This window comes from Antarctobacter albus (assembly GCF_900101505.1).
GTDB lineage: Bacteria > Pseudomonadota > Alphaproteobacteria > Rhodobacterales > Rhodobacteraceae > Antarctobacter > Antarctobacter albus.
Genome location: NZ_FMZI01000005.1, coordinates 127,409 through 153,142 on the forward strand (window position 1 = coordinate 127,409; position 25,734 = coordinate 153,142).

Below are 25,734 nucleotides of genomic sequence, written 5' to 3' on the forward strand. Positions count from 1 at the left end.
GGGGAGGAAGGCTTATTGCCAGGACTTGATCAGCTCGTCGTAGCTGACGGTCTTGGGCTCTTCGTCTTCGTCGTCCAGCTTGGCGAAGGGCGCGCCGGGCTGGTCGAACCAGTATTCGGCGTCACGCTCGTCGTTCAGCTTGGGACCGATGTCACCCTGGATACCGGCACGTTCCAGACGCTCAAGCACGCGTTCCTGGTCGGCGCACAGGGCGTCCAGCGCCTCTTGCGGCGTCTTGGCACCGGACATGGCGTCACCGATGTTCTGCCACCACAGCTGTGCCAGCTTGGGGTAGTCCGGCACGTTGGTGCCGGTCGGCGACCAAGCCACGCGCGCGGGCGAGCGGTAGAACTCCACCAGGCCGCCCAGCTTGTCGGCACGATCTGTAAAGCTGTCGTGCTGCACGGTGGACTCGCGGATGAAGGTCAGGCCGACGTGGGACTTCTTGACGTCCACAGTCTTGGAGGTGACGAACTGGGCATAGAGCCAGGCCGCCTTGGCACGGTCGACCGGGGTCGACTTCATGAGCGTCCAGGAACCGGCGTCCTGGTAACCAACCTTCTGGCCTTCTTTCCAGTAGACACCATGCGGCGAGGGCGCCATGCGCCACTTGGGCGTGCCATCCTCGTTCATCACCGGCAGGCCGGGCTTGACCGTGTCGGCGGTGAAGGCGGTGTACCAGAACATCTGCTGGGCGATATTGCCCTGCGCCGGGATCGGGCCGGCCTCGGAGAAGGTCATGCCAGCGGCGGCGGGCGGCGTGTATTTCTCCAGCCACTCGATCGCCTTGGTCACGGCATAGACCGCCGCCGGGGCATTGGTGGCACCACCGCGCGCAACGCAGGAGCCGACAGGCTGGCTCTGGTCGTTGACGCGAATGCCCCATTCGTCGACCGGCAGGCCGTTGGGTTCACCGACGTCTCCCATGCCAGCCATGGACATCCACGCATCGGTGTAGCGCCAGCCAAGGCTGGGGTCCTTCTTGCCGTAGTCCATGTTGCCGAAGATCTCGCCATCGACACCCATGTGCGACAGGTCGCGGCCGGTAAAGAACTCGGCGATGTCCTCATAGGCCGACCAGTTGACCGGAACACCGAGGTCGTAGCCATAGGCGGCCTTGAAGTCTTCCTGGTTCTTGGGATCGTTGAACCAGTCGTAGCGGAACCAGTAGAGGTTCGCGAACTGCTGGGTCGGCAGCTGGTAGACCTTGCCATCCGGCCCGGTGGTGAAGCTGAGGCCGATGAAATCGTCCAGGTCCAGCGTGGGCGAGGTCACATCGGCGCCTTCGCCCGACATCCAGTCGGTCAGGTTGCGCACCTGCTGATAGCGCCAGTGGGTGCCGATCAGGTCCGAGTCGTTGATGTAGCCGTCGTAGATGTTCTGGCCCGACTGCATCTGCGTCTGCAGCTTTTCGACCACGTCGCCTTCGCCGATCAGGTCATGCGTGACCTTGATGCCGGTGATGGCGGTAAACGCCGGGGCCAGCACCTGCGCTTCGTATTCATGCGTGGTGATGGTTTCCGAGACGACCTTGATCTCCATCCCCGAGAAGGGTGCTGCGGCGTCGATGAACCATTGCATCTCCGCCTCCTGGGCGTCGCGCGGCAGGGCAGAGAGATCGCCGATCTCGCTGTCCAGGAACGCGCGCGCGGCGTCCATGTCGGCAAAGGCCGGACCCGCGAGGATCAGCAGCGCTGCCGTGGTTGTCTTGAGGTTGAGGTTCATTTGTTGGTTTCCTCCCATTTTGAACCATTGACTGAGGAACAAGCAGATCGCGGCCGGGTCTCCTCTGGTCCCGGCCCCGCGCCCGTCGCTACACCCAGCGGAAGACCGCTGCGGCGTAGATCAGGCAGACAATCAGCGCGTAAGGTTGGTTCGCGCCGACCAATCCAAGCCAGGCCAGGTTGATGAAGGCCGAGCCGAGAAGCGTGATGAAGAGCCGGTCACCGCGCGTTGTCTCGATCCGCAGAATGCCCGTGCGGGGCGTTTCCGGGAACTTGATCGCCAGCACCGTGAAGGTGATCAGCAGCGTGGCGATGACCATGAAGAAGATCGCGGTCGGCCAGGTCCATGCCATCCAGTCCATTGAAATTCCTCCCTTTCCCGGGTCACACGCGGCCCAGGGCAAAACCCTTGGCGATGTAGTTGCGGACGAAGTAGATCACCAGCGCGCCCGGCACGATGGTCAGGATGCCCGCCGCGGCCAGCACGCCCCAGTCGATGCCCGAGGCGCCCTGCGTCCGGGTCATGATCGCGGCGATGGGTTTCGCGTCCACCGTGGTCAGGGTGCGCGACAGCAGCAGTTCCACCCAGGAGAACATGAAGCAGAAGAAGGCCGCGACCCCGATGCCGCTGGCGATCAGCGGGGTGAAAATCTTCACGAAGAAGCTGCCAAAGCTGTAGCCATCGATATAGGCGGTTTCGTCGATTTCCTTGGGCACACCGCGCATGAAGCCTTCGAGAATCCAGACCGCCAGCGGCACGTTGAACAGGCAGTGCGCCAGCGCCACGGCGATATGTGTGTCGAACAGCCCGACCGAGGAATACAGCTGAAAGAACGGCAGCGCAAAGACGGCCGGCGGCGCCATCCGGTTGGTCAGCAACCAGAAGAACAGGTGCTTGTCACCCATGAAGTGATAGCGCGAAAAGGCATAGGCCGCCGGCAGCGCCACCGCGAGGCTGATCACCGTGTTCATCACCACGTAGATCAGCGAGTTGACGTAGCCCATGTACCAGGCCGGATCGGTCAGGATCGTGGCGTAGTTGGCAAAGGTCAGGTTGCGCGGCCAAAGCGTGAATTCGTTCAGGATCTCCGTGTTCGTCTTCAGGCTCATGTTCAAGAGCCAGTAGATCGGCAGCAGCAGGAACAGCAGGTACAGCGTCATCACCACGGCCCGGCTGTTGATCCGGGGCAGCGACAGCCCGCGAGAAGTCGATTGGTTTGCACTCAGGTCGGCCATCACTCAGCCCTCCCGTTTGTCGAGGTTGACCATCACCGTGTAGAACACCCAGCTGATCAGCAGGATCACGAGGAAATACATCAGCGAGAACGCCGCCGCGGGTCCAAGGTCGAACTGCCCCAGGGCCATCTTGACCAGGTCGATGGACAGCAGCGTCGTTGCATTTCCCGGGCCACCGCCGGTGACGACGAACGGCTCGGTGTAGATCATGAAGCTGTCCATGAAGCGCAGAAGGATCGCGATCATCAGAACGCCCATCATCTTGGGCAGCTCGATGAAGCGGAACACCTTCCAGCGGCTCGCCTGGTCGATTTTGGCCGCCTGGTAATAGGCATCGGGGATCGACTTCAGCCCGGCATAGGCCAGAAGCGCCACCAACGAGGTCCAGTGCCAGACATCCATCACGACGATGGTGATCCAGGCCGCCACGGTGTCCTGAGTGTAGTTGTAGTTCACGCCCAGCGCGTCCAGCGTGTAGCCCAGCAGGCCAATGTCCACGCGGCCGAAGATCTGCCAGATGGTCCCCACCACGTTCCAGGGGATCAGCAACGGCAGCGACATCAGCACCAGGCAAAGCGAGGCCCAGAACCCGCCCTTGGGCATGTTCAGCGCCACGAAGATGCCAAGCGGGATCTCTATCGCAAGGATGATACCCGAGAACATCAGCTGGCGGCCCAGCGCGTCCCACATGCGTTCGGACTCGAGCATTTCCTTGAACCATTCGAGACCAGCCCAGAAGAACTGGTTGTTCCCGAAGGTGTCCTGAACGGAATAGTTGACCACCGTCATAAGCGGGATCACCGCCGAAAAGGCGACCAGCAGCAGAACCGGCAGAACAAGAAACCAGGCTTTTTGATTGACTGTCTTTTCCATCACGCCGCACTCCCCTGCACACGCCAGTCATTGGCATAGACGTTGACGTGAGCCGCATCGAAGGTGACGCGGTTCATGTCGGCGCTGATCCGGTCATCCTCGCCCGCAATGATATTGATGTCGGTGCCAAAGAACTCGGCCCGGATGATCTTGTGGCGGCCCACGTCCTCGACGCGGCGCACCTTGACAGGCAGACCCTCGGACTGGCTCAGGCGGGCGAATTCGGGCCGCACGCCGATCTCGACCTTGCCGTCGAGCGGCTTGTACCCCTGCGACAGCTCCACGAAGGACCCGTTGATATAGGCCTTGTTGCCATCGATCTTGGCCGGGATGACGTTCATGCCCGGCGAGCCGATGAAATAGCCCACAAAGGTATGCTCGGGCCGTTCGAACAGCTCTTCGGGTGTGCCGATCTGCACGACCCGACCGTCATACATGACCACGACCTTGTCGGCGAAGGTGAGCGCCTCTGTCTGGTCATGGGTGACGTAGATCATCGTGTGGCCGAAATCGTGGTGCAGCTTTTTCAGCTGGGTGCGCAGTTCCCATTTCATGTGTGGGTCGATCACGGTCAGCGGCTCGTCGAAGAGCAGCGCGTTCACGTCCTTGCGCACCATGCCCCGCCCCAGCGAGATCTTCTGCTTGGCGTCCGCCGTCAGGCCGCGCGCCTTTTTCCGCAGCATGTCCTCCATGCCGATCATGCGGGCGATTTCCTGCACGCGCTCGGCCACATAGGCCTCGTCCCGCCCCCGGTTGCGCAGCGGAAAGGCAAGGTTGTCATGCACGGTCATGGTGTCGTAGACGACCGGGAACTGGAACACCTGCGCGATGTTGCGTTCCGCGGTGGGCGCCCCGGTGACGTCCTTGCCGTCGAACAGGATGCGCCCCTGGCTGGGATGCAACAGCCCCGAGATGATGTTGAGCAGCGTGGATTTCCCGCAGCCCGAGGACCCCAGAAGCGCATAGGCGGCCCCGTCCTCCCAGTCGTGGTTCAGCTCCTTCAGCGCGAAATCATCCTCGCTGGCCGGGTTCGGCAGGTAGGAATGCGCCAGGTTGTCTAGCGTGATCTTGGCCATTGTGTCCCCCCTCAGGCCGCAAGCGCATAGGCGGCGGGCGCGACCAGTTGGCCGTCCTCGCCGAAGATGTAGACATGGCGCGGGTCCAGCCAGACGCTCAGCTCATCGCCCAGCGTCAGGTCATGCACGCCGTGGATCAGGCCGACCCAGCGTTCGCCGTGGTGATCGAGGTGCACGAAGGTTTCGGACCCGGTCAGCTCTGTCACGTTCAGCCTGGTCTTGAACTCCATCGCGTCCGTGGCATGTTTGCCGATCTCCAGGTGGTTGGGACGGAACCCTGCGGTGTAGCGGCCATCCCCAAGTTCGGCGATCTTGCCCGTCGCCTGCGCGCTTTGCCCGTCGCCGAACATGATCCGGTCGCCGGTCTTGGAAATCTGCAGGAAGTTCATCGGCGGGTCGCTGAACACGCGCGCCGTCGTGGCGTCGACCGGCTGTCGGTAGACCTCCGGCGTGGGGCCGAACTGCGTGATCCGCCCCTCCCAGAGCGTTGCGACATTGCCGCCCAGCAGAAGCGCCTCTTCCGGTTCGGTCGTGGCATAGACAAAGATGCTGCCCGAGGCCTCGAAGATCTTGGGGATCTCCACCCGCAGCTCCTCGCGCAGCTTGTAATCCAGGTTGGCCAGCGGTTCGTCCAGCAGCACCAGCCCGGCGTTCTTGACCAGGGCCCGCGCCAGGGCGCAACGCTGCTGTTGCCCGCCCGACAGTTCCAGCGGCTTGCGGTCCAGCATCGGGGTGAGTTTCATCAGGTCGGCGGTCTCGCGCACGCGGCGGTCGATCTCGGCCCGGTCCGCGCCCATCAGCTTCATCGGAGAGGCGATGTTGTCGTAGACGCTCATCGACGGGTAGTTGATGAACTGCTGGTAGACCATCGCCACCTTGCGGTCCTGCACGCGCTGGCCGGTCACGTCCTCGCCATTCCAGACCACCTGCCCCGTCGCCGGAACGTCCAGCCCCGCCATCAGGCGCATCAGCGATGTCTTTCCGGACAGGGTCGGCCCAAGCAGCACGTTCATCGTGCCCTTTTCAAGCGTCAGGTCGGTGGGGTGGATATGCACCTGCCCGTCCACGGTCTTCGATACGCCTTTCAGTTCCAGCGTCATCGGGTCCTCCTCCTCATTCCGCTGCTGCGGGCGTGCTGTGACGGTTGCGGGCCATCCAGGCATCCAGGGCCTCGATCTGCCCGGCGTCCAGCCGGAGCCCCAGCTTGTTCCTGCGCCAGACCACGTCCTCGGCGGTGCGCGCGTATTCATGTGTCATCAGCCAGGTCACCTCGGCTTCGGTCAGGGTCGCGCCGAAATCGCGCCCCAGGTCGGCGGCCTCCTTCGCATCCCCCAGCACCTTGGCGGCCTCGGTTCCGTAGGCCCGCACCAGCCGCCTGGCCCAGAACTCGGTCAGGAAGGGATAGCCCCCCCTGAGATCAGAGATCAGTGTCCCCACGCCGCGCACGCGGAAATCGCCACCGGGCAGGGGCACACCGGCGGTCCATGCGCCCTTCGTGACCTCGATCTGTGTGCCGATCTTCTCCAGCGCGCTTTCGGCCAGCCGGCGATAGGTGGTGATCTTGCCGCCAAAGACGTTCAGCATCGGCGCACCGGCACTGGTATCGACCTTCAGCGTGTAGTCCCGTGTGGCGGCGGTCGCACTGCTGGCGCCATCGTCATAGAGCGGGCGAACGCCCGAATAGGTCCAGACGACGTCCTCTGCCGTCAGGTCGCGCTTGAAATAGCGGTTGGCGAAATCCAACAGGTAGTCGCGTTCCTGCGGGGTGCATTCCGGTTTCGTGGACGGATCGTCATGGTCGGCATCCGTGGTGCCGATCAGCGTGAAATCCGTCTCGTAGGGAATGGCAAAGATGATCCGCCCGTCCGTGCCCTGGAAGAAATAGCACTTGTCGTGGTCGTACAGCCTCTTGGTGACGATGTGGCTGCCGCGGACAAGGCGCACCCCCTCGCGTGAGTTCAGCCGCGCCTTGGTCTGGATGATGTCGCCGACCCAGGGGCCGCCGGCATTGACCAGCATCCGCGCATAGAAAGTGCGAGTTGCGTTGCTTTCGGAATTGCGCGTTTCGATGCGCCACAGACCATCTTCGCAGGTCGCGCTGAGCACCTTGGTGCGGGTCATCACGTGCGCGCCCCGGGCCTCTGCATCGCGCGCATTCAGGACCACAAGGCGCGAATCCTCGATCCAGCAATCGGAGTATTCGTAAGCCTTCTCGAACCTGTCCTCCAGCGGCGCGCCTTCCGGCCCGTTCACAAGGTCCACGGTTCGCGTCCCCGGCAGGATCTTGCGCCCGCCAAGGTTGTCATAGAGGAACAACCCCAGCCGGATCAGCCAGGCCGGGCGCCGCCCCTTCATCCAGGGCATGAAGACCCCAAGCAGCTTCGACGTCGGCGTTTCCGAATCGAACCGCATATCCTTATGATATGGAAGCACAAAGCGCATCGGCCAGCTGATGTGGGGCATCGCCCTCAACAGCACTTCACGCTCGATCAGCGCCTCGCGCACCAGCCGGAACTCGAAATACTCGAGATAGCGCAATCCTCCGTGAAACAGCTTGGTCGAGGCAGAAGAGGTCGCCGAGGCAAGGTCATTCATCTCGGCCAGGGTGACCGACAACCCGCGCCCGACCGCATCCCGTGCGATACCACATCCATTGATGCCGCCGCCGATGATGAACAGGTCAGTAACCGTCTTGTCTGTCGGTCGTCCCACGCGAATCCCCCCATGCGCGTCTCTGCGACAGTTATGACCAAGAAATTTGCGTGAAGCAATGGATTCCTTTTCGTTTGTGTTCGATTTTCCGATTTATCGCGAAACATCGCGCTTTCTTCGGTTTCGCTTCCGCAGAAAACGAACCCACACACCCTTCGAACCGATCCTACCGGTTGCCATTTCGCGCGTTTCGGGGAAGGCTGGGCCGCATCACTCTAGAAACGCCCAGACCCGAAAGCCCCGAACGTGTCCCAATCCTTCCGGCAGCCAGAGATCCTCGACATCGCGCGCCGCGAAGGCAAGGTCACGGTCGAAGGGCTCGCCGCGCATTTCGGCGTCACCCTGCAGACCATACGCCGCGACCTGACCGACCTGGCAGAGGCCGGGCGGTTGGAGCGGGTGCATGGCGGCGCGGTCCTGCCCTCGGGGACGACGAATATCGAATACGGCGAACGCCGGTCGCTCAACCAGGAGGCCAAGCGCGCCATCGCCCGCGCCTGCGCCGACCAGATCCCCAACGGCATTTCGTTGTTCCTGAACATTGGCACCTCGACCGAGGCCGTCGCCGAAGAGCTGAAACACCATGAGAACCTCATGGTGGTCACGAACAACATGAACGTGGCCAACATCCTTGCAGGCAATCCCGGCTGCGAGATCATCGTGACGGGGGGACAGTTGCGCCGGTCGGACGGCGGCCTGATCGGCAATCTCGCTGCCGAGACGATCCGCAAGTTCAAGTTCGACCTCGCGGTGATCGGCTGTTCGGCGCTGGACCGCGATGGTGACCTGCTCGATTTCGACATCCAGGAAGTCAGCGTCAGCCAGGCGATTCTGCGGCAGTCGCGCAAGACATTCCTCGTCTCGGACCACACCAAGTTCTCGCGCAGCGCCCCTGCCCGCATCGCCTCGCTGGCCGATCTGGACGCCTTCTTTACCGATGCACCGCTGCCCCCCGGTCTTGCCACGGCCTGCCAGTCCTGGGGAACGCGGGTCGTGACCTCGGTTCGGCCAGACACCTGACGGATACAGACCGCGCAGCGGTCAGCAGGATAGCTGCCAGCCGGAGAATTCCATTGGTGTCCGAGAATTGATGGTACCGCCTTCCCGGTTCGAACGGGAGACCTCTTGATCCACAATCAAGCGCTCTAACCTACTGAGCTAAGGCGGCACATCAGGCCTTGCAGGGCTAACCTGCCAGAAACCGTGCGGCTTACTAACAGCACGCCCCGAACAGCGCAAGCCCTCTGTGACACAGAATTCCGCGCTGTTCGGAGGCTCATTTTACCGCACCTTTAGGATCAGCGCCATTGCGGAATCGCCGGCCGCGCAGCCCTGGAAAAGACCGTGCCCACCGCCCCGCATTTCCAGCTCTTCGATCATCTCGATGATGGCCCGCAGACCGGTCGGCCCCTGCGGATGCCCCCAGATCAGCGAGCTGCCAAAATTGTTCATGTCGCGCCAGTCGATGCCAAAGGCGCGGGCAAAGGCGATGTCGTTGACCGCAAATGGGTTGTGTGACTTGACCACCTCCATGTCATTGATCGACAGCCCCGCCAGGTCCAGCGCGCGGCGCGCGGCGTCGATGGGGGCGGCGGGCATATGGGCCTTGTCCTCGCGCGCCTGCGCCGCCGCCACCAGCTCGACCAGCGGCGCATCCCCCCGCGTGGCCAGTTCACGCGCCCGGCCCGGATCGGACACCATGACCAGCCCCGCGTTGCCATCCGCCGGATGGGTCTGGGCCGCAAAAGTGACCGTGCCGCCCTCGCGCACCGGTTTCAGCGCCGCCATCTTCTCGGGCGAGGCCGGATAGACGCCGCAATCGCCTGAAATCGTCCCCACCGTCTTGCGAAAGCGCGGATCGGGCACCGCGAATTCCGCCGCCATGTAGCGTTTCTGAAAGGCCCGGTCGTCTTTCAGCGCCTCCTGGTACTGGCCCTGACGGTACAGGGTCAGCTCATGCTGTTCGGCGGTCTCGATCCCCACGCGGCGCGCCACGTTGTCCGCCGTGTCGATCATCGCGCAACGGGCAAAGGGATCCTTGTTGAAACTCTCCAGCACGATGTCTTCGCTCTGTCCCGTGCCGCCGGGCGCGCCCGGTGCGGGATAGTAGACATGCGGGCTGTTCGAGGTCCGGTCCCCCGAGACGAGCAACGCGGCAGAGGCCGCCCCGATGGCAAACTCGCCGGCCGCGGTGGCCAGCAGACGCGCCCCCGTCGCGCAGGCCTGGTTGACGGTCGGCCCCGGCAGGCGTTCGGCCCCGATCATGCCCGTGAACCAGGGCAGGCCATAGAAACTGCGGTATTGCGGCACCGTCAGACCGTAGGCCGCGAAATCGAAGGTCTCGACGGGAATGTCTCGCTGAGCCAGCGCCTCGCGCGTCACATGCGCCGCGAATTCCATCGCGTGCAGTTCCGCGAACTCGCCCTGCCAACGGGCAAAAGGTGTGCTCCAGTAAGCGCCGTAAGGGATATAGGCCTGCATGGCCGCCTCCGTGTTGAGTGGGAATGGAAGGTTCGGCCCTCAGTCCGAGGAAGACCAATCATCGAGAAACGGGAAGGCCGGCCGCCATACCGCCAGAGCGGCCCTCATCAGCCCCTTTGAAGCCATGACAAATCCCCCTCCCGAATTTGTTATGTTTCATCCTAATTTGTATACTTAACAAATTTCATCCCCGAAAACAATCATCTTCCTTCAGCCGTGTTGACAGAGGTCAATGTCCAGGCGCCGATCCTGCGGCATGCTCCGCTCAAAGACAGGATTGCATTTGCAAGGAATACCCCGATGTTCATGAGAAAGATGGCGCAAAGCACCGAACTGACCCACGGAATGGCCCAGCGCCTCGGCTACGATCTGGCAGAGACGACCCAACGCAACCCCGAAGGTCAGGCCATCGCCTTTCGCGCGGCGGTGATGCGCTGCACCCAGTGCCGCCAGCAGGAAGACTGCAAGCAGCTGCAGGCCTGCAACGACCGGCTGGAGCGGGCACCCGACTACTGCCGCAACACCTGGCTCTGACCCGCGCAAAGGCGGCGCATCTAGCTGCCCTGCCCTGCCAGCAGGCCCTGCGCCGCGATCAGCCCGCGCAGGTCCTGCAAGGACTGCTCCACCGAGCGGCCGCTGGTGTCTAGGTGATGTTCGGCCTTTCGGTAACTCACTTCCCGCGCCTTCAGGATCTCGCGTAACTGCAACATTGCCTGCGGATTGCCTGCCATCGGCCGGGTATCCCCCTGCGCCCGGACCCGGTCCATGTGATCCCCCGGCGCGGCCTTGACCCAGATCGTGTGAAAGCCCGCCAGCGTCCGTTCAAAGGTCCGCGGTTCCTCGACGATGCCGCCGCTGGCGGCAAGGACGATCCGGCTTTGCGTCGCCAAGAGACGGTCCAGCGCCTCCGCCTCGATCTGGCGATAGCCCTCCGCCCCGTACAGCGCGATAATCTCGGACACCGCCATGCCGGCGCTGCGCTCGATCTCGGCGTTCATCTCGACAAAGGGCAGACCCAGGTCGGCGCCGATGCGCGCACCCAGCGTGGATTTGCCCGCGCCGCGCAGACCGACAAGGCAGATGCGTTCCGCCTTTTGCGCCCGCAGGCGCCCCGGGTCCAGCACCCGAAAGACCTGTTCTCGCGTCGCGCCGCAGGCATTGCGGTACAGCAGCGAAAGCTGCGCAAGATCCGGCGCCAGCGGATCCTCCTCGGCCAAAAGCTCTGCCATCGGACGGCCCAGGACCAGCGCCACCCGTTTCAGAAGGCCGATCGAGATATTGCCGTCACCGCCTTCCAGCTTGGCCAGGTAGCGCGGCGAGACGCCCGACAGCTCCGCCAGGTCCTGCCGTGTCAGGCCCGAGGACTTGCGGGCCGCGCGCACGCGATCTCCGACCAACCGGTAAAGCGCAGCTGGATCCGCCTCTTCCGCCCCGCGCGCCGGTCCGGTCATGGCACCCGCGCCCCGGTCTAGGCCGCAGGCAGCCGCGCTTCGATCGCGGCGCGCATGTCATCGGGCGGCGTGCGCTTGGAAAAGGCATCCGCCTCGATGAAGACACTGACCGTCCGCGAGGAAAAGCACAGCTTGCCGTCCTGCTCGCCATCGACCCGGAAGGTGATCGAGGTCTCGCCAAGTCGCACCGGCCAGACGTGGCAGACCAGTTCGTGGCGGGGCGTGATCGGGCTGCGGAAATCCATTTCCAGCCGCACAAAGGGCGTGCCCACGTTGCGGTCGATCTCCATCTGGAACCAGCCGTCGCCGCCCAGGTTCTCGACCCACCAACCGTTGATGGCATCCAGCGCGAACCAGGGGATGCGCGCCGTGTAGACGATCTTTGCCGGGTCGCAGTCGCCCCAGGTCACGCGGATCACATGCCGGTGGGCATTGTCGGGACGGTCTTCCATCTCAATAGGTCTCGACGTGATAGCGGCCTTCCTCGCGAAGGACATCGCGCAGGTTGCGCCACTGCTGGCCGATGCTTTCGGCGATATTGGTGAACGAGCGTTCGACGCCCTCCTCCATCTCCTTCAGCCCGCAGATGTAGATATGCGTGTTGGGGTCCTGCAGCATGTCGGCCACGATGTCCTCTTCGACGCGCATCCGATCCTGGACGTATTCCTTGTCCTGGCCGGGCATCCGGCTGAACACCAGGTGCTTTTGCAGCAGGCTGGAAGGCACCTTGTTGAGCGGTCCGAAATAGGGCAGCGAGTCCGGCGTGCGTGCGCCAAAGAACATCACCATGCCGCCGGATTTCTTGCCCACGGTGCGCTGACGCGCCATCGTGAAGGACCGCATCGGCGCCGAGCCGGTGCCGGTGCAGATCATCAACAGGCGGGCATCGGGATCGTTCGGCATCAGGAAGGTCGCCCCGAAAGGCCCCGTCACCTGCACTTTGTCACCCTTTTTCAGGTCACAGACGTAGTTCGAACAGACGCCGCCTTCCTCGCGCTTCACCGTCAGAGAGACGTTGTGATAGCCCGCGCGTTCACCGTCACGTGGTGAAGAGACAGAGTAGAGCCGCGGCAGGTGCGCCTTGCCCTCGGCATCTGTGCCCGGCGCGATGATGCCCAGCGACTGCCCCTCAAGAGCGGGAAAGGGCTTGCCCTGGAAATCCAGGATGATGTGACGAACATCCGTGTCCGCGCCTTCGGCGGTCAGGCGATAGTTGCCCTGGACTACGGCCTCGACCGGGTTGGCGAGGTTGTAGAGGTTGACCGTCGGCTTGGCCGCGCTGGCGGGCGCCTTTGCCTTGCCGCCAGCGCCCTTGTGCGCCTCGGCCAGCAGGGCCGCCACCGGGTCCTCACCGCTTTCGGTGCCGTCCTCGGCGCTTTCGGCCACGGAAACCTCGCCCTGTTCGGGCAGTTCCATCCACTCGTATTGCTCTTCGAGCGAATAGGGTTTCTCGACCACGCGCCATTCGTCGATGGACCCGGTCGGACAGACCGGGATGCAGTCCATGCAGAAATCGCAGGCATCCGCGTTCACGACGACGTTGTTCTCGTCATGCTCGATCGCGCCCACGGGGCAGGTCATCTCGCAGGTATAGCAGCGGATGCAGATTTCCGGGTCGATCAGGTGCTGTTTCAGCGGCTTGTTCATTGCGTCCCCCGGTGCAAAACGGCCTCTGGGACAGCTATGGCCTCGATCACGGCCTGGCACAAGCCGCGGCAATTCTCGCATCCGATGCAGCAGCCGATCTCGCCCAGTTCCTTCGCGACCTCGGTCACGCGCGGCGCATGGCCGACGTTCCGTTTGGTAATCATCGCGTTTCCTCCTCCTGCTGGTCGGTCCGGCGCGGGGCCATGCCCCGCGCCGCCCTTTGGTTCGGGATGGACGGAGGTGATCCCCCGTCCCCGGCGCATCAGGCCATGTGCAGCTTGACGTATTCGAAGTCGCCCGGCTTGTTGTCGATGCCCACCTTCGGCGGGGCGATCCAGCTGGCGTATTTGCCCGGCTCGTAGACCGGCTTCATCAGCGACTGGATATAGTCACCGTCCGCATGGGTCGGCAGCCACTTGGTGATGCCCTTGTCGTATTCCTCGCCCGAGACATGGTTGCCGTCCGGGTCGAAGTTGTGGCCCGCGAAGATGCCGATCTTGCGATTGAAGGCCTGATGCGGCAGCTTCAGCTCGAACTCGATCCCGGCCTTTTCGATGATCTTGTTCCAGCGCTTCACGCCGCCCGCCGCGTCGCGGATATAGTCGTCGCGCAGGCGCATGTTGATCGCGGTCAGCGCGGGCACGTCCTTTTCGACAATCTTGCCATCCTCGAGGTCCAGCACCTTGTAGGTGTCGTTTTTGAGCATGTGGTCGTCGTCGATCCGGTTCTCCATGTACCGGCCCTTGATGCCCGCGTTGAAGGCATTGGCCGCGTTGGTGGAGACTTCCTGCCCGAAGAGGTCCAGCGAAAGCGTGTAGTGCAGGTTGAGCTTCTTCTGGATGGTCGGCAGGTCGATCACGTTCAGGTCGCGGATCTTGCCCACATCGTAGGGATCGGTGATGCCGGCCTTGTTCATCGCCTCGACGGTCGCCTGGATGGTGCGGCCGACACCGGTCTCGCCCACGAACATGTGGTGCGCTTCCTCGGTCAGCATGAACCGGCAGGTGCGCGACAGAGGGTCGAAGCCCGACTGCGCCAAGCTCTCCAGCTGCATCTTGCCGTCACGGTCGGTGAAGTAGGTGAACATGAAGAAGGAGAGCCAGTCCGGCGTTTCCTCGTTGAAGGCGCCCAGCATCCGCGGCGCTTCTTCGCTGCCCGACGAGCGGATCAGCAGGTCATCCGCCTCTTCGCGCCCGTCCTTGCCGAAATACTTCTGCAGCAGGTAGACCATCGCCCAGAGGTGGCGGCCCTCTTCGACGTTGACCTGGAACAGGTTGCGCATGTCGTAAAGCGACGGCGCGGTCAAGCCCAGGAAACGCTGCTGTTCGACCGAACCCGGCTCGGTGTCGCCCTGGATGACGATCAGGCGCTTCATCAGGTTGCGGTATTCCCCCGGCACTTCCTGCCAGGCCGGCTGGCCGGCGTGTTCGCCACAGGGAATGGTGCGGCCTTCGACCTGCGGCGCCAGCAACACGCCCCAGCGGTATTCCGGCATCTTGACGTAGTCGAACTTGGCCCAGCCCTTGGGGTCCACGCTGACGGCGGTGCGCAGGTAGACCATCGATTCCTGGAAGTTCTGCGGGATCAGCTTGTTCCACCAGTCCAGGTAGCCGGGGTGCCATTTCGACAGCGCCTTCAGCACTTTCTTGTCGGACGACAGACCCACGTTGTTCGGGATCTGGGTGTCGTAGCTCACGTTGATCAGATCGAGCATCTCTCTCTCTCCCTTTGGGTGTGGTGTCACGGGAACGGCCTTCGCCGGGGCCCGCAGGGCGGGGTTCACCCCGCCATGCCGAACGCGTCAGACGCGCTCCATGTTGTAATCGCCGCGTACGCCGGTGCCATAACGCTGCAACGCGCCGTCCTTGCCGACGGCATTCGGGCGGTTGAAGATCCAGTTCTGCCAGGCGGTCAGTCGGCCAAAGATCCGGGTTTCCATCGTTTCCGGCCCGGCAAAGCGCAGGTTCGCCTCCATGCCGGTCATCGCATCGGGGCTGAAGCTGGCGCGCTCTTCCATGAAGATCCGCACCTCGTCTTCCCAGTCGATGTCATCCAGGATCATGGTGACAAGGCCCTGCTCGTCCGCCTCTTCGGCCTCCAGCGCCTCGCCGATCTTGCCTTTCAGCTCGTCCACATGCTCCGGCTCGCCCAGGAAACGGGTTTCCAGCCGGGTCAGACCGTTGCCCATCGGATAGGGGCCAAAGTTGTCCTTGGTCAGGGTGATGGTCGCCATGTGGCGGTTGTCGCCCTCGAACTCGTCTTCCATCATATAGCTGCGGTCGACCGCGAACAGGATCTCAGCCAGCACGCCGACATAGCACGAGCCATGTTCGACAAAGGCCGCCAGAGAGCGCGAGGTCACGTCGATCCGCTTGAGCGTGCGCTTCCAGTAGTGGCGCACTTCGTTGGCCAGCCAGTGATCCGCGTTCTCGGCCAACAGCGCTTCATGCGCGGCCAGTTTTTCCGGGTCGCCCTGCGTGCGGAAGATCCACAGGCCGATTTCCATCTCGTTCAGGCGCAGGTGCAGGATCGCATCCTCAAGCTCACGGCAGAGCTTCAGCATGTAGGCCTGGTCGCCCTGTGCGGCAAAGGCGTCCATGTCGGCGGGCGCATCCTCTTCGGGGCCTTTCAGCGTGATGGTGGCCTTGCGCCCCTTGCGGTCGATCTCGACCTCGACCAGCGAATAGCTGACCGCGTCCTCGGTGATGGTCCGCGACAGCGGGCCCAGCTGGATGCCCTGCGCCACATCCGCCTTGTCCGAGGCGGCGGCGAATTCCTTCGCCCGCTCCATCACCGTGTCGTCGAATTTCGAGTTCGGGATGACCTCGTCCACCAGGCGCCAGTCCTTGGCGCGCTTGCCCTTCACGCCTTCCTCGATCGAGCAGAAGATATCGGCCAGGTCGCGGCGCACCTTGCGCTTGTCGGTGACGCGGGTCAGGCCCCCGGTGCCCGGCAGAACCGCCAGCAGCGGCACCTCGGGCAGGCCGACGGACGAGGTGCTGTCATCGGTCAGCATGATGTGGTTGCAGGCCAGCGCGAGTTCGTACCCGCCCCCGGCGCAGGCGCCCTTGACGGCGGCGATGTACTTCTGGCCGCTCTCCTCTTCGGCGGCCTCGAAACCGTTGCGGGTCTCGTTGGTGAACTTGCAGAAGTTCACCTTGTGGCTATGCGCGGCACCGCCCAGCATCCGGATGTTGGCACCGGCGCAGAACACGCCCGCCTTGCCCGACTTCATGACCACGGTCTTGACCTCGGGATGTTCGAACCGCATCCGCTGCACGATATCGCTCAGCTCGATGTCGACACCCAGGTCGTAGGAATTCAGCTTGAGCTTGTAGCCCTCGAAGAGGCCCGCATCCTCGTCGACGTCCATGATGAGCGTGGCTACGGGGCCATCATACTCAACACGCCAATGGCGGTACTTTGACGGGTCGGTCTGAAAGTCGATCATCTTGGTCATCGGGTCCTCCCTGGTCGCGAAGCTGCAGCCAACTTACATCAAAGCCAAAAGTAAGTAAACTTATGTGTGCACAATAGAGCACAAAATAAATCCTGCAAACTCAATAATCTCGCCAATAAAAAATGTCCCATCGGCAATAAGGTGCATTATAATGCAGGTTTCAGATCTGCCTCCAGAGAATCGAGCATTGCGTGGATGCGTTCTGCGCCAATGCCCATGACCCAAGCCTCGCGCGATGCCGGCAGCAGGTCGCGCGCGATCCCGCACAGCCGCCGCGCCGCACCGGGACGCATCATCTCGCGTTTCAGAAGGGCATTGGCGGTCTGGATCAGCGCCTGGAGGAACCGCCGGTCCTGCCCTTCGGGCAAGGCCATCCAGATCGGCTCCAGCACTTCGTGCGCTTCCCAGTAGAAACCGCTGTCGATGTAGAAAAGACCGTGGCGGAAAGCATCGCTTTCCGCCAGGTCCGCCGGGGTCATGCCCGGTTGGGCCGAGGCCCTGATATGGTCGAAAGCACCTTCCATGTGCCGGGCATTCTGCCCCGGCACATGGGCGTGGGTCGGCCTGTGCCAGGCCGACATGGTCACGCGACCTCGGGTTCGGCGGCTTCGATCCGCTCCAGCCGGGCGCAGAACTCTGCGATGCCCGCGACCACCTTTTCCGGCTGGTCCAGGTGTGGCGCGTGGCGGCAGTCGTCCAGGATCAGAGTGTCCACCGGCGCGTAACTGCGGCTCTCGACTTCCTCGATCTGCGCCAGCGTGCCGTACTGGTCGTCCTTCCCCTGCACCGCCAGCACCGGGATGCGCAGGTAGTCGATCACGTCACCCACGTTCCAGGCCTTGAATTCCGGGTGCAGCCAGCTGTCGTTCCAACCCCGGAAGGTATTGTCCGGGTCGCGGTGATAGCGCGCCATCTTCTCACGCAGGTCAGTGGTGTCATAAGCCGTCTTCGCCTTGGCAATCTCGGCCAGCCCCATCTCCTCGGTAAAGAAATGCGGCGCCATCAGCACCAGCCCCCGCACCCGCAGGTCCGACACGCTGCCCGCGTAGATCGCCGCGATGGTCGCGCCGTCGCTGTGACCCACCAGCACCCCGCGCTGAAAGCCGATCGCCTCCAGCACCTCGGGCAGCACGTCCACCGCCTCGCGCGTCATGTAATCCAGCGGGCGCGGCAGGTCCGCCGGGTCCGACTGGCCATAACCCGCGCGCGAAAAGGCAAAGACGCCAAAGCCCGTCGCCTCGGCCAGCGCCTTGGGGAAATCCCGCCACAGTGCCACGCACCCCAGCCCCTCGTGCAACAGGACCAACGTCGGCGCCTTGTCCGGCGCGGACCCGTAGCAGGCGTATTCCAATTCCTTGCCGCCGGCGCTCAACCGGCCGCTTTCCGTCCATTCCGCAGTCATGCCGCCCCTCTCAGCTTGAAACGTTGAATCTTGCCCGTCGCGGTCTTGGGCAGGTCCTCGACCACCTCGATCCATCGCGGGTATTTCCACATGCCGATCTTTTCCTTCACGAACTCCTTGAGCCCGTCGACAGCAGCGGCCTCCTGACCCTCCTTGAGCACGATAAAGGCCTTGGGCTTGTCCAATCCCTTTTCGTCGGCACAGGCGACCACCGCGGCCTCCAAAACCGCGGGATGCTCGATCAGCGCCTGTTCCACCTCGAAGGGGCTGACCCAGATGCCGGAAACCTTGAACATGTCGTCGGTGCGCCCGCAGTAGACATACCGCCCCTCGGCGGTGCATTCGTACTTGTCACCCGTGCGGGTCCAGTGTCCCTCGAAGGTCGACCGCGATTTGTGCCGCCGGTTCCAGTAGCCATCCGCCGCCGAGGGCCCACGCACCAACAGCTCGCCCACCTCGCCCTCTGGCACGTCCTCGTCGTGTTCATCCACCAGCCGCACCTCGTAGCCCGGCACCGGGGTGCCAGAGGTGCCATAGACGATCTCTCCGGGCCGGTTGCTGAGGAAGATGTGCAGCATCTCGGTCGAACCGACACCGTCGACGATCTCGGCCCCGGTCATCCTGAACCAGCGTTCACCCACCTCCTTGGGCAGCGCCTCACCGGCAGAGGTGCACAGCCGCATGGCATGGGCCGGCACGCCCGACTTGTCCATCGCCGCATTCATCGCGGCATAGAGCGTCGGCACCCCGCAGAACAGCGTCGGGCGCTCGGCCTCCAGGATGGCAAAGACCACGTCGGGCGTGGGCCGTCCGGACAGCAGCACCGTCGTCGCGCCCACCGCCATCGGAAAGGACATGGCATTGCCCAGTCCGTAGGCGAAAAAGATCTTGGCAACGGAATAGACGGTGTCCTCTTCGCGGATGCCCAGCACCTGCGCACCGAATGTATCGGCGGTGGCCTTCAGACTGGAATGGACGTGACGCACCCCCTTGGGCTGCCCCGTCGACCCCGAGGAATAGAGCCAGAAGGCCATTTCGTCGTCAAAGGCCTCGACAGGGTCCTCGACCGGTGCGCCGGCGATGAAATCCTGGTAGCTCTCGGTGCCTTCCGGCGCCTCTCCGATCACCACCACCGCGCGCAGAAAACGGTTGTCCTGGATCGCCGGCTTCACCGTCTCCCACAGTTTTTCCGACACCACCAGGATCGAGGCGCGGCTGTCGCCGAGGATCGACTCGTAGACCGAGGCCGACAGAAGCGTGTTCAGGGGCACCGGGATCGCACCCGCCTTGAGCGCCCCCCAGAAGATCACCGGAAACTCCACCTGGTCCTGCACGATCATCGCGATCCGCTCTTCGCGCCGCACACCGTGACGGTAGAGCGCGCCGGCAAAGCGACCGGTCTGCTCGGCCAGTGCGCCATAGGTCAGGCTGCGCTTGCGGCCATCCGCTTCGCGAAAGGCCACCTTGTCGGCGCGCCCCTCGTCCACGTGGCGGTCCACGAAATATATCGCTGCGTTTCCATTCATGACTTGGCCTCCTCCTGCCGGTCATCCCGTCCCTTACCCGGTGCCGCGATCCTCCCCGATCGAACCGCACCCAAGACGCGCCGCGACGATCCTGCCTGCGGACAGAACGGAATCGTCATTTTGATAAGCGTACACCTTATCTGAGCGATATGCAATTTGATGCATCAAATCAGTTTCCTAGTTTGAAATCTGCATTATAGTGCGAAAATTGAGCGGAAACCGGGCTCAATCACCCTGCAACGCGGTCTCCACCGCGCCCCCGGCATTCGACTCGATCAGGTGCAAAGCGGCATTCAGCGCCTCGACCTCGGCCAGGGACAAGCCCTGCACCAGCCGCCGATCCGCGGCCTGCACCGCTTCGAAAGCGCGCCGATGCAGCAGCTTGCCCGCCTCGGTCGGGTGCAGCGCATAGGCCCGCCGATCCCCTTCGGCCTGGCGCCGCTGGATCAGGCCCGCCGCCTCCACTTCATCCACGATCTTGACGAGGTTGGGCCGCTCGATCGCCAGCGCATCGGCCAGCTGCGTCTGCCGCAACCCCGGTTGGTCCACCACCACGGACAGCGCCGAAAAGGTCGTCCGACGCAGGCCAAAAGGCGCCAGCTCCTGCGAAATGGTCGACAGCATCTGCACCGTGGCGCGACGCAGCCGGTAGACGGTCAACTGCCTCAGACCCGCATCCGGTCGTTCCATCCCCGGCCCTTTCCCAATCCCATCGCCCCGCCAGACCTCGCACACCGGGCCAGCCTTGTCACGGCTGGCGGCACGGCGCCTCGGGGCAATAGGCAGTACCATGACAATATGCGTACTTGTCACTTTCCCCGGCCTGTCCGATCATGGCACCATGAAAGCCATCTACACAATGCCCGGCCACCTGATCCGCCGGCTGCAACAGCTCTCGGCCTCGATCTTTGCCGAACGCATGCGCGAGGCGGGGGTCGACCTGACCTCGCCGCAATTCGCGGCCCTTGCCATGCTGCAGGAACATCCCGGCATCGACCAGGCGACGCTGGCCGGGATGATCGCGCATGACCGCGCCACCATCGGGGGGGTGATCGAACGGCTCTGCGCCAAGGGGCTGATCGAACGCCGGACCAACCCGAAGGATCGCCGCGCAAAGGTGCTGGCCCTGACGCCCGAGGGCGCCGAGCGCATCGCCCATATCCGCCCCATCGTCGAAGAGATGCAGCGCAACCTGCTTGTGGGACTGGACGAGGACGAAAAGCGCGAGTTCATCCGCCTGGCCACCAAGGTCGCCATCGCGGGCAACGACCGCACCCGGGCGCCGCTGCGGATGCCGCCGGAGAAGCCCGCGGACAAGACCGGGACGGATTGATCCCGCCGCAGGCCCGTGCCATCCACCGCGACAATCGCCTTGAGGAGGGGAACATGTCGGACACCATTCTTGTCACCGATCACGGCAACTGGCTGGAAATCACGCTGAACCGGCCCGAGCGGCTGAACAGTTTCACGCCCGAGATGCACCTGGCCCTGCGGGCCGCCCTGACCCGGGCTGCGGATGAGGCCAAGCGCGCCGTGCTGCTGACCGGCGCCGGGCGCGGCTTTTGTGCCGGGCAGGACCTCGGCGACCGCGACCCGCGCAAGATGGACGGCCCGCCCGACCTGGGCGAGACAGTGCGCAGCTACTGGGCGCCGCTGGTCCGCCAGATCCGCGCTCTGGACATGCCGGTGATCTGCGCCGTCAACGGTGTCGCTGCCGGGGCCGGCTCCTCCGTGGCGCTGGCCTGCGACATGGTGCTGGCCGCCGAAAGCGCCAAGTTCATCCAGTCCTTCTCCAAGGTCGGGCTGATCCCCGATACCGGCGGCAGCTGGCACCTGACGCAATTCCTGGGCCGCGCCCGCGCGATGGGCCTGGCCCTGACCGCCGAACCGCTGCCCGCCGTCAAAGCAGCCGACTGGGGCCTGATCTGGAAGGCGCTGCCCGACGACACGCTGATGGAAGAGGCGCGCAAGCTGGCCGCGCAGTTCTCCGAAGGCCCGACCTTCGGCTATGCCCGCACCAAAGAGGCGATCACCGCCGCCGCGACCAACACGCTGGACGCGCATCTGGATCTCGAGGCAGAACTGATGAAGGCCTGCGGCGAACACCCGGACTATGCCGAGGGCGTGGCCTCTTTCCTGGACAAGCGCGCGCCCAAATTCACCGGCGAACGCTAGGTTACAGGTCCACCTCGTACCCCTGTTCCACGACCTCCGTGCCGAAGCTCACCTTCGGCTCGGAGCGGACCAGCCGCCAGCCCGACTTTTCGTACAGCGCGCAGGCGGCGCGGTGGCTTTGATGCGTCCAGAGCGCCATCCGGCGATAGCCCTTGTCCCGCGCGAAGCCCATGCAGGCCTCCAGCAAGGTCCGGCCCAGACCCCTGCCCCGCGCCTCCGGCACCAGCAGGAAGAGGCGCAGCTTGGCGGTCTCGTCATCCTCGCGCACGCAAAAGATGCTGCCCAGCCGCTGATCCCCGTCCCAGGCGATAAAGGATCTTTCGCACGCAGGGTCATGGTCCCGCGCGAATTCCTCGAGGATCTGCCGCACGAGCACCGGAAAGCTGTCGTCAAAGCCTTCGTCGCGGGCGTAAAGCCACGCGTGCTGATCGACAAGCCAGTCGATGTCGCCGGGGCCAAGGCCTTTCAGGTCGACTGTCATGAGGGCAAGAAACCCCCGCACGGCTTGCAAATCAAGCCTTTCGCCGCTAGGTCACGACGATCTTTCGCGGGTCTCAGAGAAGGCAGAGGCAGATGGGCATCAACGACGAACGCGACATCGAGGCCAACCTCCAGATTGGCCCCACCGACGCCGGCATGGTCCGGCTGTTCATCCTCGCCGACGGGATCGAGATCCCGATGGACTTCGACCCCGTGGAGGCCGAGGAAATCGCCGAGGAACTGCGCGCCGCCGCCGCCACCGCGCGCAAGGCAAAACCGAAGAAACGCTAGGGTTTCGGCACATGCTGGTCCAGAAAGACCCGGTTTCCGTCCGGGTCGACCAGCGTCATGCAGGCAGGCCCGGCCCCCTCTTCATCCGTCCCCTTTTCCGGCTCGATCCCCTGTGCCCTCAGGCGCGCCTGGATCTCGCGGATATCGGTGAACTCCGACAGCGCCTCGTCCTCGGATTGCCATCCGGGATTGAAGGTCAGCATGTTGCCTTCGAACATGTCCTGGAACAGGCCGATCACGCTGTCGCCGTTGCGCAGGATCAGCCAGCCCTCTTCAGCCACGCCGCCGACCGCCTTGAACCCCAGCGCCTCGTAGAATGCCCGTGAAGCGACCAGGTCACGGACCGAGAGACTGACCGAAAACGCACCAAGCTGCATGGCAAATCCTTTCCGTTGGCAAAGGGGCCTTTTCGGACATGGTGGGACGGATCGGTCCCGCCCGGCAACCCCCGTCCGGCCCCGCCCGCGTGATTTCCTGCAAGCCCCGTCAGCCCAGGTGTTCCAGCCCCGCGCCCGGATCGCGCAGCCCGTGCAGCCGCCGCGCCGCGTGGACGGCGAACTTGCGGATCAGCTTGTTACGCCGCGCCGCCGCCAGCTTGTCCTCGGGGGCCATGCGCAGGATCTCGGCGTCATAGCCGTCGGCGATGATCAACCCCGTCCCCTCGGGCAGCAGCTCGGTCGGGAAATCCTGGTCCACCGCCCAGAAATAGCGGTCGCACCAGTCCAGATACCCCTGCCACTTGCCGTCGCTCATGTAATCCGCGCGGCTCGACTTGCACTCGACCACCCAAAGTTCTCCCTTGGGGCCAAGCGCCATTACGTCGACGCGCAGCCCCCGGTCGGGCACGAATTCCTCGATCACGGCAAAGCCATGCCCCGCCAGGTGGCGGCACACGCCCCGCGCCAGGAGCTGGCCGGGCATCAGGTCGGAGGTGACAGGCAAGTCCATGCCCAAATTCTTGAACATTTCGTGAACAAATGCAACCCCACCCCGGGCCGCCTTCCCTCTGCCGGGGAAAGGACTAGGCTCGCCCGGAACCTCAGAGATGACCCAAGGCCCCGTATGTCCCAGGACCAGACCGACACCCGCCTGACCCGCGCCGAAGCCCGTGGCGTGCGCGCCGCGCGCGAACTCGAAGGCCACCTGACGTGGCTCGACAGCTTCTCCGGCACGGCGCTTGGCGTGCTCTCGGTCGCCTCGGGGATCTATACCTACCTCGGCGTGTCCTCGCTGCTCGATGAAAACGGCGCCATGTCGGTCTTTGCCGCCATCGCCTATTCCACCGCCGTTTCGGTGGGCATCTTCGTGTTCTGGTCCTACATGCTGCGGCTCTTTCCCGCTGTCCGCACCACCCGCGCCCGCACCGGGCTGATGGCGGCGATGGGGCTGGGCAGTCTCGCCATCGTCGCCATGTCCTCCTGGCTGAACGCCGCCGCCCTGGCCGGTTCGGCCGCTGTCGAACAGCATCTCGCCGAAACCGTTCAGGACTATCAGGCCGCGCTGGAACGCGCGCATGAGATCGCCCTCACCGGCCAGGCACTGGAACGCGACGTCGCCCGCGTCCGCCAATCGTTCGAGGATCTTTCCGACCTCGAGGCCGAGGGCGCGCTTTCGGGCCTTGCCGGGCGCGGCGCCGTTTTCCGGGTCCTGCGCCAGAAGGCCGCCGAACTGACCGCGCTCGAGGCGCAGATCGCCGAACAGACGCCGCTGGTCGACACCGCCTTTACCGAGGGCAACACCATCCTCAGCCGGATGCGCGCCCTGACCGTCGAACCCGGCAGCGTCGAGGCCCGCAGCGTCGAGTTTTCCGAGGCCGCCGTGCGCCTGCAGGGCCTCATCACCCAGCTGCGCCAGCTGTCGGTAGCCCCGCTGGTTGAACGCGCGGCACAGGACCTTGCCGCCTCCGTGGTGCTGCCAGAACTGGACAGCACCACGGCGCAGGGCCGGGCCGACCAGTCCGCCACCATCACCTCGGTGCTGGAGGTGCTGGCGCAACGGGCGGCAACGCTGGAGCGCGCGGCGCAGAACGTCCAGTCTCTGCAACCGCCGACCGACGTCACCTACACGCCGCTGTCCGCCGCCGACGCGGTGATCCTCTACGCGCGCAACTTCGTACCCTCCTGGGCCGGGGCCATCGCCATCGACCTGCTTCCGATGGTGCTGGTCTTCATCCTTGCCATCACCCATGCCGCCATCCGCCAGGGCCGCGAGGGCGCCGGCGTCGAAGATACTCTGACGCTGGCCGAACTGCGCGCCGCCGTCACCGCCCTGCGCGAGGTCGAGGCCGTCGCCGGCCCGCCCACGGCACCGCCTGCACACACCGCCCAGCCCGCCGCCACCCCGCGCCCCGAGGGCGAGGAGGTCACGCCGCTCAAGGGAAAGTCCGCATGACCCGGGCCATGCAGGGACACCGGCCATGAACCGCTCCGTCGCCCGCACCCTGTCGGCTGTCCTGGTCTTCCAGGTCGGCATCGGCGTCCTGCTGGTCCTCGGTGACATGCGTCAGGGGCCGATCTCGCTGCCCGGCTTCAAGCCAGACGCCCCGCGCCTGTCAGAGCCCGTCCGCCCCGGCGACCAGCGCCGCGTCTTCGACCCGCGCCGCGACCGCCCTGCCGTGGCGCCCGAACGCGATCCCGGCGAACTGCCCAACCGGCTGACCCTGACCTTCGACCAGGGAATATGGCGGCTCGAAGGGGCCATCGCCGAGGGCGACGCCGAACGCCTGATCCCCCAGATCGACCGCGCCGACCCGCCGATCGAAACCCTTCTGCTGCAGTCCGAAGGCGGCTCGGTGCGTGACGCGCTCGACCTTGGCCGCCACCTGCGCGCCTCGGGCATCGCCACGCAGGTCCTGCCGGGCGAATTCTGCTATTCCGCCTGCCCCTACCTCTTTGCCGGCGGGCAGACCCGCAGCGCCGCCGCCTCCGCCTCCATCGGGGTGCACCAGCACTACTTTGGCGAAAACACCCTGCTGCCCGCCTTCACCGCCGTCGAGGACATCCAGCGCGGCCAGGCAGAGGTCATGGGCTATCTCGACGACATGGGCGTCGACACCCGCGTCATGCGCCATGCGCTCGCCACGCCGCCCGATGAAATCTACATCCTGCTGCCCGAGGAACTGGCACGCTACGCGCTTGTCACCGAAACACCCTGAGGCCGGCGACACAATTTCTTCGCAGGCCCTTGTCTCGGCGCCCCGC

28 protein-coding genes and 1 tRNA gene are annotated in these 25,734 nt (G+C 64.4%); 7 read left to right on the plus strand and 22 right to left on the minus strand.

From position 1 onward, the window contains the following. Positions 1-12: 12 nt before the first annotated feature. From BLQ71_RS10215 to glpD, 7 genes are all read right to left on the minus strand, one after another. Positions 13-1,725 carry an ABC transporter substrate-binding protein gene (locus BLQ71_RS10215; RefSeq protein WP_074621639.1) on the minus strand — a complete coding sequence of 571 codons (1,713 nt, stop codon included), beginning with the start codon at positions 1,723-1,725 and terminating at the stop codon, positions 13-15. An 88-nt stretch (positions 1,726-1,813) separates the two neighbouring features. Next, positions 1,814-2,086, minus strand: a complete 273-nt coding sequence (locus BLQ71_RS10220) for a DUF2160 domain-containing protein (RefSeq protein ID WP_043138128.1) — start codon at positions 2,084-2,086, stop codon at positions 1,814-1,816. Between the two features lie 22 nt (positions 2,087-2,108). Continuing rightward, positions 2,109-2,960 (minus strand): carbohydrate ABC transporter permease, encoded by an 852-nt coding sequence (locus BLQ71_RS10225; RefSeq protein ID WP_074621640.1) that lies wholly within the window; start codon positions 2,958-2,960, stop codon positions 2,109-2,111. 3 nt (positions 2,961-2,963) lie between these two features. Then, positions 2,964-3,833: a carbohydrate ABC transporter permease gene (locus tag BLQ71_RS10230; protein WP_043138132.1), complete on the minus strand. Its 870-nt coding sequence runs from the start codon at positions 3,831-3,833 to the stop codon at positions 2,964-2,966. Next, a complete protein-coding gene (locus BLQ71_RS10235) occupies positions 3,833-4,909 on the minus strand; it encodes an ABC transporter ATP-binding protein (RefSeq protein ID WP_074621641.1) in 1,077 nt (358 codons plus the stop codon). The genes BLQ71_RS10230 and BLQ71_RS10235 overlap by 1 nt, the downstream gene beginning before the upstream one ends. An 11-nt stretch (positions 4,910-4,920) precedes the next feature. Next, on the minus strand, positions 4,921-6,009 hold the full coding sequence (locus tag BLQ71_RS10240) for an ABC transporter ATP-binding protein (RefSeq protein ID WP_043138136.1): 1,089 nt from the start codon (positions 6,007-6,009) through the stop codon (positions 4,921-4,923). A 13-nt stretch (positions 6,010-6,022) separates the two neighbouring features. Then, entirely contained in the window at positions 6,023-7,621 is a 1,599-nt protein-coding gene (glpD, locus tag BLQ71_RS10245) for a glycerol-3-phosphate dehydrogenase (protein WP_175459232.1), read from the minus strand. Positions 7,622-7,867: 246 nt separating this feature from the next. On the opposite strand from glpD, the gene BLQ71_RS10250 reads away from it, so the two are divergent. Continuing rightward, complete coding sequence (locus BLQ71_RS10250) at positions 7,868-8,641, plus strand: DeoR/GlpR family DNA-binding transcription regulator (protein ID WP_043138140.1); 774 nt, start codon at positions 7,868-7,870, stop codon at positions 8,639-8,641. Positions 8,642-8,712: 71 nt separating this feature from the next. Here the strand turns inward: BLQ71_RS10250 and BLQ71_RS10255 are convergent. Next, positions 8,713-8,789 (minus strand) — tRNA-His (locus BLQ71_RS10255). Between the two features lie 113 nt (positions 8,790-8,902). Next, positions 8,903-10,102 (minus strand): thiolase family protein, encoded by a 1,200-nt coding sequence (locus BLQ71_RS10260; protein ID WP_074621643.1) that lies wholly within the window; start codon positions 10,100-10,102, stop codon positions 8,903-8,905. Between the two features lie 300 nt (positions 10,103-10,402). On the opposite strand from BLQ71_RS10260, the gene BLQ71_RS10265 reads away from it, so the two are divergent. After that, positions 10,403-10,636 carry a DUF6455 family protein gene (locus tag BLQ71_RS10265; RefSeq protein ID WP_083342214.1) on the plus strand — a complete coding sequence of 78 codons (234 nt, stop codon included), beginning with the start codon at positions 10,403-10,405 and terminating at the stop codon, positions 10,634-10,636. Positions 10,637-10,656: 20 nt separating this feature from the next. On the opposite strand, the gene BLQ71_RS10270 is transcribed toward BLQ71_RS10265, so the two are convergent. The 10 genes from BLQ71_RS10270 to BLQ71_RS10310 all read right to left on the minus strand — a co-directional run bounded on the left by BLQ71_RS10270 (position 10,657) and on the right by BLQ71_RS10310 (position 20,278). Beyond that, the gene (locus BLQ71_RS10270) at positions 10,657-11,553 is read right to left on the minus strand and encodes a helix-turn-helix transcriptional regulator (protein ID WP_074621644.1); all 897 of its coding nucleotides are present in this window, start codon (positions 11,551-11,553) and stop codon (positions 10,657-10,659) included. A gap of 17 nt (positions 11,554-11,570) precedes the next feature. Further along, on the minus strand, positions 11,571-12,005 hold the full coding sequence (locus BLQ71_RS10275; protein ID WP_043138148.1) for an acyl-CoA thioesterase: 435 nt from the start codon (positions 12,003-12,005) through the stop codon (positions 11,571-11,573). 1 nt (position 12,006) lies between these two features. Continuing rightward, entirely contained in the window at positions 12,007-13,200 is a 1,194-nt protein-coding gene (boxA, locus tag BLQ71_RS10280) for a benzoyl-CoA 2,3-epoxidase subunit BoxA (RefSeq protein WP_069209046.1), read from the minus strand. Next, on the minus strand, positions 13,197-13,364 hold the full coding sequence (locus BLQ71_RS26380) for a hypothetical protein (RefSeq protein ID WP_157903837.1): 168 nt from the start codon (positions 13,362-13,364) through the stop codon (positions 13,197-13,199). The genes boxA and BLQ71_RS26380 overlap by 4 nt, the downstream gene beginning before the upstream one ends. A 98-nt stretch (positions 13,365-13,462) precedes the next feature. Beyond that, positions 13,463-14,914, minus strand: a complete 1,452-nt coding sequence (gene boxB / locus BLQ71_RS10285; protein ID WP_069209045.1) for a benzoyl-CoA 2,3-epoxidase subunit BoxB — start codon at positions 14,912-14,914, stop codon at positions 13,463-13,465. Between the two features lie 87 nt (positions 14,915-15,001). Then, positions 15,002-16,660, minus strand: coding sequence for a 2,3-epoxybenzoyl-CoA dihydrolase (boxC, locus tag BLQ71_RS10290; RefSeq protein ID WP_074621645.1), 1,659 nt, complete (start codon positions 16,658-16,660; stop codon positions 15,002-15,004). Positions 16,661-16,806: 146 nt separating this feature from the next. Then, complete coding sequence (locus tag BLQ71_RS10295; RefSeq protein ID WP_074621646.1) at positions 16,807-17,241, minus strand: DUF309 domain-containing protein; 435 nt, start codon at positions 17,239-17,241, stop codon at positions 16,807-16,809. 2 nt (positions 17,242-17,243) lie between these two features. After that, entirely contained in the window at positions 17,244-18,062 is an 819-nt protein-coding gene (locus tag BLQ71_RS10300) for an alpha/beta fold hydrolase (protein WP_074621647.1), read from the minus strand. After that, positions 18,059-19,588 (minus strand): benzoate-CoA ligase family protein, encoded by a 1,530-nt coding sequence (locus BLQ71_RS10305; RefSeq protein WP_074621648.1) that lies wholly within the window; start codon positions 19,586-19,588, stop codon positions 18,059-18,061. The genes BLQ71_RS10300 and BLQ71_RS10305 overlap by 4 nt, the downstream gene beginning before the upstream one ends. 225 nt (positions 19,589-19,813) lie before the next feature. Continuing rightward, a complete protein-coding gene (locus BLQ71_RS10310; RefSeq protein WP_069209040.1) occupies positions 19,814-20,278 on the minus strand; it encodes a MarR family winged helix-turn-helix transcriptional regulator in 465 nt (154 codons plus the stop codon). A gap of 100 nt (positions 20,279-20,378) precedes the next feature. On the opposite strand from BLQ71_RS10310, the gene BLQ71_RS10315 reads away from it, so the two are divergent. Next, positions 20,379-20,921 carry a MarR family winged helix-turn-helix transcriptional regulator gene (locus BLQ71_RS10315; RefSeq protein ID WP_232788223.1) on the plus strand — a complete coding sequence of 181 codons (543 nt, stop codon included), beginning with the start codon at positions 20,379-20,381 and terminating at the stop codon, positions 20,919-20,921. A gap of 53 nt (positions 20,922-20,974) precedes the next feature. Then, a complete protein-coding gene (gene paaG, locus BLQ71_RS10320; protein ID WP_074621811.1) occupies positions 20,975-21,763 on the plus strand; it encodes a 2-(1,2-epoxy-1,2-dihydrophenyl)acetyl-CoA isomerase PaaG in 789 nt (262 codons plus the stop codon). Position 21,764: 1 nt separating this feature from the next. Here the strand turns inward: paaG and BLQ71_RS10325 are convergent, their stop codons facing one another. Beyond that, the gene (locus BLQ71_RS10325) at positions 21,765-22,244 is read right to left on the minus strand and encodes a GNAT family N-acetyltransferase (protein ID WP_074621812.1); all 480 of its coding nucleotides are present in this window, start codon (positions 22,242-22,244) and stop codon (positions 21,765-21,767) included. Between the two features lie 92 nt (positions 22,245-22,336). Between BLQ71_RS10325 and BLQ71_RS10330 the strand changes: the two genes are divergently transcribed. Further along, entirely contained in the window at positions 22,337-22,534 is a 198-nt protein-coding gene (locus BLQ71_RS10330) for a DUF6324 family protein (RefSeq protein ID WP_043138168.1), read from the plus strand. On the opposite strand, the gene BLQ71_RS10335 is transcribed toward BLQ71_RS10330, so the two are convergent. After that, positions 22,531-22,911 (minus strand): VOC family protein, encoded by a 381-nt coding sequence (locus BLQ71_RS10335; protein ID WP_074621650.1) that lies wholly within the window; start codon positions 22,909-22,911, stop codon positions 22,531-22,533. The genes BLQ71_RS10330 and BLQ71_RS10335 overlap by 4 nt on opposite strands. A gap of 109 nt (positions 22,912-23,020) precedes the next feature. Further along, positions 23,021-23,482, minus strand: a complete 462-nt coding sequence (locus BLQ71_RS10340; RefSeq protein ID WP_074621651.1) for an MmcB family DNA repair protein — start codon at positions 23,480-23,482, stop codon at positions 23,021-23,023. A 114-nt stretch (positions 23,483-23,596) separates the two neighbouring features. Here BLQ71_RS10340 and BLQ71_RS10345 point away from each other — a divergent pair, with 114 nt between their 5' ends. Together BLQ71_RS10345 and BLQ71_RS10350 are read left to right on the plus strand one after the other, a co-directional pair. After that, positions 23,597-24,925, plus strand: coding sequence for a coiled-coil domain-containing protein (locus BLQ71_RS10345; protein WP_074621652.1), 1,329 nt, complete (start codon positions 23,597-23,599; stop codon positions 24,923-24,925). Positions 24,926-24,950: 25 nt separating this feature from the next. Continuing rightward, on the plus strand, positions 24,951-25,688 hold the full coding sequence (locus tag BLQ71_RS10350; protein ID WP_074621653.1) for a COG3904 family protein: 738 nt from the start codon (positions 24,951-24,953) through the stop codon (positions 25,686-25,688). Positions 25,689-25,734: the final 46 nt, after the last annotated feature.

Coding starts and splice junctions, on each gene's coding strand:
- BLQ71_RS10215 (WP_074621639.1), bottom strand. CDS start 1,725: ATGAACCTCAACCTCAAGACAACCACGGCAGCGCTGCTGATCCTCGCG.
- BLQ71_RS10220 (WP_043138128.1), bottom strand. CDS start 2,086: ATGGACTGGATGGCATGGACCTGGCCGACCGCGATCTTCTTCATGGTC.
- BLQ71_RS10225 (WP_074621640.1), bottom strand. CDS start 2,960: ATGGCCGACCTGAGTGCAAACCAATCGACTTCTCGCGGGCTGTCGCTG.
- BLQ71_RS10230 (WP_043138132.1), bottom strand. CDS start 3,833: ATGGAAAAGACAGTCAATCAAAAAGCCTGGTTTCTTGTTCTGCCGGTT.
- BLQ71_RS10235 (WP_074621641.1), bottom strand. CDS start 4,909: ATGGCCAAGATCACGCTAGACAACCTGGCGCATTCCTACCTGCCGAAC.
- BLQ71_RS10240 (WP_043138136.1), bottom strand. CDS start 6,009: ATGACGCTGGAACTGAAAGGCGTATCGAAGACCGTGGACGGGCAGGTG.
- BLQ71_RS10260 (WP_074621643.1), bottom strand. CDS start 10,102: ATGCAGGCCTATATCCCTTACGGCGCTTACTGGAGCACACCTTTTGCC.
- BLQ71_RS10265 (WP_083342214.1), top strand. CDS start 10,403: ATGTTCATGAGAAAGATGGCGCAAAGCACCGAACTGACCCACGGAATG.
- BLQ71_RS10270 (WP_074621644.1), bottom strand. CDS start 11,553: ATGACCGGACCGGCGCGCGGGGCGGAAGAGGCGGATCCAGCTGCGCTT.
- BLQ71_RS10275 (WP_043138148.1), bottom strand. CDS start 12,005: ATGGAAGACCGTCCCGACAATGCCCACCGGCATGTGATCCGCGTGACC.
- boxA (WP_069209046.1), bottom strand. CDS start 13,200: ATGAACAAGCCGCTGAAACAGCACCTGATCGACCCGGAAATCTGCATC.
- BLQ71_RS26380 (WP_157903837.1), bottom strand. CDS start 13,364: ATGATTACCAAACGGAACGTCGGCCATGCGCCGCGCGTGACCGAGGTC.
- boxB (WP_069209045.1), bottom strand. CDS start 14,914: ATGCTCGATCTGATCAACGTGAGCTACGACACCCAGATCCCGAACAAC.
- boxC (WP_074621645.1), bottom strand. CDS start 16,660: ATGACCAAGATGATCGACTTTCAGACCGACCCGTCAAAGTACCGCCAT.
- BLQ71_RS10295 (WP_074621646.1), bottom strand. CDS start 17,241: ATGTCGGCCTGGCACAGGCCGACCCACGCCCATGTGCCGGGGCAGAAT.
- BLQ71_RS10300 (WP_074621647.1), bottom strand. CDS start 18,062: ATGACTGCGGAATGGACGGAAAGCGGCCGGTTGAGCGCCGGCGGCAAG.
- BLQ71_RS10305 (WP_074621648.1), bottom strand. CDS start 19,588: ATGAATGGAAACGCAGCGATATATTTCGTGGACCGCCACGTGGACGAG.
- BLQ71_RS10310 (WP_069209040.1), bottom strand. CDS start 20,278: ATGGAACGACCGGATGCGGGTCTGAGGCAGTTGACCGTCTACCGGCTG.
- BLQ71_RS10315 (WP_232788223.1), top strand. CDS start 20,379: ATGACAATATGCGTACTTGTCACTTTCCCCGGCCTGTCCGATCATGGC.
- paaG (WP_074621811.1), top strand. CDS start 20,975: ATGTCGGACACCATTCTTGTCACCGATCACGGCAACTGGCTGGAAATC.
- BLQ71_RS10325 (WP_074621812.1), bottom strand. CDS start 22,244: ATGACAGTCGACCTGAAAGGCCTTGGCCCCGGCGACATCGACTGGCTT.
- BLQ71_RS10330 (WP_043138168.1), top strand. CDS start 22,337: ATGGGCATCAACGACGAACGCGACATCGAGGCCAACCTCCAGATTGGC.
- BLQ71_RS10335 (WP_074621650.1), bottom strand. CDS start 22,911: ATGCAGCTTGGTGCGTTTTCGGTCAGTCTCTCGGTCCGTGACCTGGTC.
- BLQ71_RS10340 (WP_074621651.1), bottom strand. CDS start 23,482: ATGGACTTGCCTGTCACCTCCGACCTGATGCCCGGCCAGCTCCTGGCG.
- BLQ71_RS10345 (WP_074621652.1), top strand. CDS start 23,597: ATGTCCCAGGACCAGACCGACACCCGCCTGACCCGCGCCGAAGCCCGT.
- BLQ71_RS10350 (WP_074621653.1), top strand. CDS start 24,951: ATGAACCGCTCCGTCGCCCGCACCCTGTCGGCTGTCCTGGTCTTCCAG.